Genomic DNA, 214 nt, shown 5'->3' with positions numbered 1-214 from the left:
GCCTGGCGGCGTCCTACTCTTGCAGGGGCAAAGCCCCAACTACCATCGGCGCTGGAGAGCTTAACTTCTGTGTTCGGCATGGGAACAGGTGTGACCTCTCCGCTATTGCTACCAGACCTAAAGGATGTAGATCGTTCTGTGTTGTTTCAGAACGTCCTTCTTCTTAAGGACAAGTTATATTATATGCAGTTTCCTGAGAAAATGCAAGGATTTT

At 48.1% G+C, this 214-nt stretch carries 1 rRNA gene; it reads right to left on the bottom strand.

Annotated elements, in window-relative coordinates:
• A 5S ribosomal RNA gene (rrf, locus tag JUJ52_RS23260) occupies positions 1-116 on the bottom strand.
• Positions 117-214: the final 98 nt, after the last annotated feature.

The sequence above is a fragment of the Virgibacillus sp. AGTR genome, assembly GCF_016919725.2.
Classification (GTDB): Bacteria; Bacillota; Bacilli; order Bacillales; family Amphibacillaceae; genus Virgibacillus; species Virgibacillus salarius.
The sequence above is the reverse complement of the archived record's forward strand: the minus strand, read 5'-3'. Positions and strand labels throughout refer to the sequence as shown.